The 6,920-nt window shown below is 58.9% G+C and carries 8 protein-coding genes; 4 read left to right on the forward strand and 4 right to left on the reverse strand.

Annotation, left to right across the window (positions count from 1 at the left end; all coding sequences use genetic code 11):
• Positions 1 to 1,497: 1,497 nt before the first annotated feature.
• The gene (locus MKK60_RS18720) at positions 1,498 to 1,743 is read right to left on the reverse strand and encodes a hypothetical protein (protein WP_243988140.1); all 246 of its coding nucleotides are present in this window, start codon (positions 1,741 to 1,743) and stop codon (positions 1,498 to 1,500) included.
• Positions 1,740 to 2,891, reverse strand: a complete 1,152-nt coding sequence (locus MKK60_RS18725; RefSeq protein WP_243988141.1) for a helix-turn-helix domain-containing protein — start codon at positions 2,889 to 2,891, stop codon at positions 1,740 to 1,742. The genes MKK60_RS18720 and MKK60_RS18725 overlap by 4 nt, the downstream gene beginning before the upstream one ends.
• 285 nt (positions 2,892 to 3,176) lie before the next feature.
• Here MKK60_RS18725 and MKK60_RS18730 point away from each other — a divergent pair, with 285 nt between their 5' ends.
• Positions 3,177 to 3,890 carry a Crp/Fnr family transcriptional regulator gene (locus tag MKK60_RS18730; RefSeq protein WP_243948727.1) on the forward strand — a complete coding sequence of 238 codons (714 nt, stop codon included), beginning with the start codon at positions 3,177 to 3,179 and terminating at the stop codon, positions 3,888 to 3,890.
• A gap of 1 nt (position 3,891) precedes the next feature.
• A complete protein-coding gene (locus MKK60_RS18735) occupies positions 3,892 to 4,152 on the forward strand; it encodes a DUF6894 family protein (protein WP_243948729.1) in 261 nt (86 codons plus the stop codon).
• 441 nt (positions 4,153 to 4,593) lie between these two features.
• Here MKK60_RS18735 and MKK60_RS18740 read toward each other — a convergent pair whose 3' ends face one another.
• The gene (locus MKK60_RS18740; protein WP_243988142.1) at positions 4,594 to 5,088 is read right to left on the reverse strand and encodes a MucR family transcriptional regulator; all 495 of its coding nucleotides are present in this window, start codon (positions 5,086 to 5,088) and stop codon (positions 4,594 to 4,596) included.
• Between the two features lie 167 nt (positions 5,089 to 5,255).
• Here MKK60_RS18740 and ctrA point away from each other — a divergent pair, with 167 nt between their 5' ends.
• On the forward strand, positions 5,256 to 5,957 hold the full coding sequence (ctrA, locus tag MKK60_RS18745; protein WP_147844147.1) for a response regulator transcription factor CtrA: 702 nt from the start codon (positions 5,256 to 5,258) through the stop codon (positions 5,955 to 5,957).
• Positions 5,958 to 5,975: 18 nt separating this feature from the next.
• Here the strand turns inward: ctrA and MKK60_RS18750 are convergent, their stop codons facing one another.
• Positions 5,976 to 6,233: a hypothetical protein gene (locus MKK60_RS18750; protein WP_243945469.1), complete on the reverse strand. Its 258-nt coding sequence runs from the start codon at positions 6,231 to 6,233 to the stop codon at positions 5,976 to 5,978.
• A gap of 43 nt (positions 6,234 to 6,276) precedes the next feature.
• Between MKK60_RS18750 and MKK60_RS18755 the strand changes: the two genes are divergently transcribed.
• On the forward strand, positions 6,277 to 6,920 hold a 644-nt coding region (locus MKK60_RS18755; protein WP_279604157.1), incomplete at its 3' end, for a sensor histidine kinase.

A 6,920-nucleotide genomic window follows, 5' to 3' on the forward strand; every position in this document is an offset into this window, starting at 1 on the left:
CCTCATCGATCTGCTCACCCTGGTCATCACGAACTGGCGTCAGCTCGACGGGTGGGAACAGCTCAGCCAATCCCTGAGCTACGCCGTAGAGAACAGGATCGGAGTCTGGGCCAGACAGGGGTACGCAGTGATCCCGATGTCGCATTTTGCGCTCTACTAATGGTCTGGAACAAGGCCGGCGCAGGCCCGTCAGTTTTAAGTTGAGACGGCTAATCATATCAAAAGATGGTTTCTGGGCGATTGGTTCCACCCCAGCTGCATTGAAAAATCATCATAAAACAGCCCCTGAGAATTGCTGCGGCGCACACCTGCAAGAGCGGCATTGGCCCGGCTGTCATTGACTCACCAGACCTTTCACTATCTGCGCACTCTGGTGTCGCCGGTGCCGACCTCGCCCGGATCATGGATCAGTCAGGGCACCGAGACCCGCGGACCGTCGTTGGCTACATCCGGCGGGCGAACGCATTCAAGGAGCACTCGGAGAGCGGGTTTTTGTGAGCACGATCGGCAGCACGATCTATCAACTTGTCGAGCGCGACGCTTAAGACCAATCGTTCCGCTGACGATCAATAACAGCCATGATCGCGTTTAATGTACTGCCTAGTCGTATAGATGTTGCGCTCGGGTAAGATTTATTACCTAGTGATACAGCTTCAAAAACTAGCTCCTCTTTGAAAACGTTATCAATGAGGATAGTTTCTATTTCTTGATATACAGGGTCAATGAATGTAACACCAAAGCCTTTCTCGTTCCGATGCGCTAAGCGGCATGTTCTAGGTACACGGCTAGTACCTATGGCCAAATCGAACTGATCCGGGACAATAGTATGCCGACTTGCGCTCACAAAGGCTCCAAAGGAGGAGATATCTGTGATATTGCAACGGATCGGGTTGCTGTCTAAAGGAATGAAAATTCGTGCAGATAGGTTGCATGATTGTCTTTCCACACGTCTGCGGCCAGGCATTTTATGCTTCCTTTGAGATATTTATTCTTTCTCTATTTCACGGTACTATATGTGGGTTAAATTCTTCTAAATACAGAATATGCTCGATGAATTGCGAAAGTAATATATGTTATAAACATATGATGTATTTATATATCTTAAAAATCCGATTTTTACAATAATACACTCAATGTATATCTCTACTGTTCCAGCATGCACAGGACGCTCGATGCTCACATTCACCTCGATCACGATTCGCAGTGTCTTCGCTGCAGCGATCGTGGACGGTCGTGCTGTCTGGCGGATGGGGCGGTGCGATCTCATCTCGAACGGTCTGTACGGGGCGATCTGAGGTTCCTAGGACGTACCGCAGCGCCGGTGCAGGTCGCGTGAGCGGATGAGCGCTACATCGCGAAGGGGGGGGCGGAGCCGGATTGGCGCAACCGGGCGGATGGTCGGCGCAGACGATGCGCACTTGGCGCATCTCCGCGTTCCAGGCCGGCACAACGTTACTGCGGTAAAGCGGGCCTAGTCAGTGACCGCTATGAGGTGCCTTATCCGGTGCCAGTGAGGCGTGCCTCGATCCAGGCCTGCGCCTCTTCGAGATCCGCAAAGATCGGCGGTCGATGATCATCGACGCGGCCAAAGCCTGCTTCTAGGAACCACTTGCCCGCGTCCTCGTTGTGGTGCTCGGACAGCTGTACAAGCACGGCCGCGAGGAACCCGTCGACGAAGACGAGTTGGCTCTCCTGGTCGGCGCTCCCTGTGGCGACTTGCACCGGTTGAAGGCGGAAATTCATGCCGCAGCACGCTCCCCCAGATGCAGGTAGTTCGGCTTGAACTCGGCCAACGCCCTGAGGCGTGGAAGGTCGAGGATCGTCATTCGACGCTGCTGAAGTTCAATCAGTCCCTCACGGCGAAGTTCTTGCAGCGTGCGGTTGAGGTGCACGACCGACATGCCGGTGGTGTCGGCAAGGGCCGCCTGTGTGACCGGCATGTCGTAGCTGTCCCCGTCGGCGAGGCTCACTGCCCGCATCCGGACCTGAAGCTCGCAGAACAGGTGTGCAACCCGTTCCAGGGCCGAGCGGCAGCCGACGTTCACCAGCCACTCGCGCAGCGTCGCCTCGTCCACCAGTGTGCTCATTCGGAGCGCTCGGGCGAGCTGGGGATGATGCTCCATCACCTCGGCGATCACCTTCGGCGGGATGCAGACCACCTTGCTGGCCGACAGCGTGGTGATCGCGTGATCCATCGTGTCGAGCAATGCCACGTCGAGATCGCAGAGGTCACCCGGTACAAGGTAGGCCATGATCTGACGGGTACCGTTCGCTCGCGCCTTGTGGCGGCAGGCCATGCCTTCCAGGATTAGGAACACGCCCTTGGGCGCCTCACCCTCGCGAACGAGATTGGTCTGCGACGGGACGACCCGCGATGAGGCGCTGATCCGCTCCAGTAGTGCTTTGTCCGCATCCGACAGGGACACGAAGCCTTCCAGCTTTCGCACGAGCGGATTACCCCGGCTTTCCGCAGCCTGGGCTGACTGTAACGATGGGGGTGCTTCGATGCTGACGGGGGCAGTCCGAGAGGGGGACAGCTCGTCCAGCAGCGCCACCACATCCTCCGGCAAAGCCGGCTTGGTGAGCCAAGGCGAACCGTGGAAGCCCACCGCGCGGGGCTCATCGGACTGGAAGCCGGAGTGGACCACGACAGGAACGCCCCGTTGGCGCAGCGCGTCACCCAGGGCGGTGCAGAAGCCGTCCCTGAGTTTGACGTCCACAACCGCGAGCGTGGGGCTCTCCTGTTCCAGGCCAGCTAGAGCCTCGGGGGTTGTCCCGAACGGCCCTAGGACGCGGTAGCCTGCCTGCTCCAGGGCATCGCTCATGTCCGCGCCGATCATGGCATCGGCCTCGGCAAGAAGCACGAGGGGCTGTTGCTCTGTAATGCTCACGTCTGCTCCAGGAGGGAAAAACCACCTGTCGCCCGAAGGGCGCAAGCTTGACGCTTAAATTAGAAACATAAAGCGGGTTGCAGGTAAACGATCAAAACCGCTCGGTACGCTATCGTTCATTGCGAATGTACGGTACCGCGCATAACTTAAAACGGCGCAATAGCAGTCAACGGCATTGTAAATACGAAGTTCCTACACCATGCTTTGACCATCGCCTGCACGAGGTTCCGAGCGCAGACGGCTGGGAGACGGTGCGCTCTTGCTCCGAGACGGAGACAAGACCCCATGGCTCAGGTCCAACAATCTGCCGTGCACAATCGCCTGCTGAAGGCCATGACGGTCGAGGACTTCGCTCGGCTCCAGCCGCATCTGGAGCCTGTCGATTTGCAGGCGGGGCAGACCCTGACCAAGCCCAACGCCCGAACCGAGCACTTCCACTTCATGGAGACGGGCGTCGCCTCGATCACAGCTGAGGGCGCAAATGGCCGGGTGGAGGTCGGGATCATCGGCCGGGAGGGCCTGGTGGGCGCGACCCCCGTTCTCCTGGGCTCGGACCGGGCCCCATATGACCACTTCATTCAGGTACCGGGTGCCGGCCTGCGCATCGACGCCGCGGTCGTGAGCACGGCGGTGGATGAGAGCCCTGACCTGCGCAAACTGATGCTGCGCTACATCCTGACGGAGATGATCCAGACGCGGCAGACAGCCTTCGTCAACGGGAGCCAGGAGATCGAGGCACGCCTCGCTCGTTGGCTGCTGATGTGTCACGACCGCGTGGAGGGCGACGAGCTTCTGCTCAAGCATGAGTTCCTGTCGATGATGCTGGGGGTCCGGCGGGCCGGTGTGAGCCTGGCCATGCAGCAGCTCGAAGGCACCGGCTGCATCCGGGCCAGGCGCGGTCGCATCACCGTGTTGAACCGCAAGCTCCTAGAGGACATGGCGGATGGCGGTTACGGCACACCGGAGGCCGAGTATGCCCGTCTGATCGAAGGGGCGTGAGATGCCCCGTTACTACCTCAACCTTCGCTACGGTCAGAGGCTCGACAAGCTTGCGGTGGACCCGGAAGGGGACGAACTCGCCGATGACGAAGCGGCACGCCAGCTCGCGTTGCAGGCCGCGCGCGACCTGGTTGCTGGTTCACGCTCATTTGCCGTACGCGATTGGTTCGTCTGCTCGTTCGAGATTGAGGACGAGAAGGCCCGGCACGTCATGACGGTGCCGTTCAGCGACATCGTTCCTGAGGAAGACGGCGAGGACTAGGCCGGCTGTTCGTTCCCACAATCGGCGAGTTCACCGCCTACAATCGCACGAGGTACCAACCTTTGATGGGGATCTCGCTGCGAGGTCGTTCTACAGCGTGTCATGAGCAATGACCGCCCCCTCAAAGGCGATACCGATCTGATCGAGCGATCGAAGAGGCTCATCGCCGAGTCCGTAGCGATGCGCCGACAGATGCGAGAGATGCAGGATGCCGCCGACAAGGCGATGGCAACGAGACAGGCATCTCTCGCCAGATCTGCATATGAGCACCAGACCCACCCGTCTTTGCGAATTGGCTGAGCGCTGCCTCAGCCACACCTCAGCCAGCGAGGCGATCGGGGGATGATGCGATCGGTTCCACATTCGTTCGAGAGGCGCGAAAAACCCGCGCGGAGGTGCCGGCGGACTCTATCTGGAAGGAACCAGGAGCGCTGAAGGTCCTCAGGCTGTCTCGGCAGCCTTCTTCCGCCCGCGGGTCTTAGAAGCTGCCTCAGGCGCTTCTGAGATCTCGGAAGTCGCCTTCGTGCGCTTCTGGCCGAGGCCAAGCGAATGCGCCAGGGCCGAGCGCTGCGCCGAGTAGTTGGCGGTCGTCATCGGGTAATCGGCCGGCAGGCCGTATTTCGCCCGGTAGCTCTCGGGGGTAAGGCCCCGGATCGTCAGGTGCCTGCGCAGCGTCTTGTAAGATTTACCGTCCTCGAAGCTGATCAACGCATCCGGTGTGACCGACTTGCGGACCTGTGCCGGCGTCGGCTTCTCAACTTCAGGCGATACAGCTGGCACCTGACTGCCGAGGCCAGTGAGGGAAGCATGAACGCTAACGATCAAGTTCGGCAGCTGGCCAATTTGAACGTGGTTATTCGCGATATAAGCCGAGACGATATCCGCGGTCATTGCCGTAAATTTGAACTCAACATATGCTGCCACTTCATCCGACATGAATTATCCTGCTTCAATAGATCGCTTTGACGCAGCTTAATCGGAATATAGTCGGACAACAAGTGAAGATGGAGTGCTCGGATCATTGACACAAGCCAACATCTGCAGGGCAGCATTTTGTTAAGGATAGTGGGTTAGGAGTTTTTAACGTTTGTGGGAATTGAGCGATGCGGGTTCTACTGATCGAGGATGATGCGTCGGTAGCGCAGAGCATCGAGCTGATGCTCAAGACGGCCGGGTTTAATCCCTTCGTCACCGATCTCGGTGAGGAGGGAGTCGATCTCGGCAAGCTCTACGATTACGACATCATCCTGCTCGACCTGAACCTGCCTGACATGTCGGGATATGAGGTGCTTCGCAGCCTTCGCCTCGCCAAGGTCAAGACCCCGATCCTGATCCTGTCGGGCATGGCCAGCATCGAGGACAAGGTGAAGGGCCTTGGCTTTGGCGCCGACGACTACCTTACCAAGCCGTTCCACAAGGACGAGCTCGTGGCCCGCATCCAGGCGATTGTTCGGCGCTCACAGGGGCATGCCGAAGCCGTGGTTACGGTCGATGATCTCACGATCAACATTGACAAAAAGTTCGTCAAGGTCGCTGGAACCTCGATCAACCTCACGACCAAAGAGTACCAGATGCTGGAACTCCTTGCTCTGCGGAAGGGCACGGCGATCACCAAGGAGATGTTCCTTAACCAACTCTACGGCGGCATGGACGAGCCCGAGTTGAAGATAATCGACGTGTTCATCTGTAAGTTGCGTAAGAAGCTCGCCAACGCTAGCCAGGGCAAGAACTACATCGAGACCATCTGGGGCCGCGGCTACGTGCTGCGTGAGGGTGTGCCTGAGATGCGGGCTCTAGCGAGCTGAAGCGCCAATCCACAAGCTTCATGTTGTCTGCCACGAACCTGATCCGCCTTGCACCGCGCGATAGCCGCCGCGCTCCGGCTCCTGGCTTTGGCGCTCAACGATGCGGATGGGTTTGGTCCAACAGCGTTTAAACTGAATGAGATAGCATAGGACCATCGCGTGGCGGTCCACATGAACCCACTCGATTTTCGTGCCGTCGATGCAATGGCTTTGCGATACGGACGTGTCGTGACACTCCTCCGCGATGAGCAGCTTGCATAGACTGATCGGAACCATCGCCCGACACCGCCCATCGCCGGGCATTCGCTACGGCGTACCGTTGCTGCTCGTCACGTTCATGACGTTCGTGCGCTTCCTAGCGCCGGCCTATATCGCTCCCTTCCTCCTCTACATCCCCGTTCTGTTGGCGGGAAGCCTCGCCTTCGGCCGGGGGGCCGGAACGTTGGTCCTCACGCTCTCCACGCTGATCGCCACTTGGTTCTACACGCGCGACGGGAGCCTCGACGGTGTCGATGTCTCGCTCCTGTGTCAGTACGTGTTGATTGGCGCCGTCATGATCTGGATCTGCGACTCGCTGCGTCGGTCCGTTGTGCAGAACGAGGCGACGCTGGAGCGCCTTGACGGTGCGAACCGCACCCTTGTTAGCAACCAATCGGAATTGACCGCTGCTAATGCTCGGGCCGAGTCCGCGAAAGAGGCTGCCGAAGAGCACAGCCGGGCGAAGAGCCGGTTCCTAGCCAACATGAGCCACGAGTTGCGCACGCCGCTATCCGCGGTGATCGGCTATTCGGAGATGCTGGAGGAGGAGGCGGAGGAACTCGGCCAGGACAGCCTTCTCAAGGATCTCGGCAAGATCAAATCGAACGCCCAGCACCTCCTCGGGCTGATCAACGACGTGCTCGACCTGTCGAAGGTCGAGGCCGAGAAAATGGAACTGTACCCCGAGGACATCGACGTTGCCGC

This window comes from Methylobacterium sp. J-092 (genome assembly GCF_022829325.1).
In the GTDB taxonomy this organism is placed as follows: domain Bacteria; phylum Pseudomonadota; class Alphaproteobacteria; order Rhizobiales; family Beijerinckiaceae; genus Methylobacterium.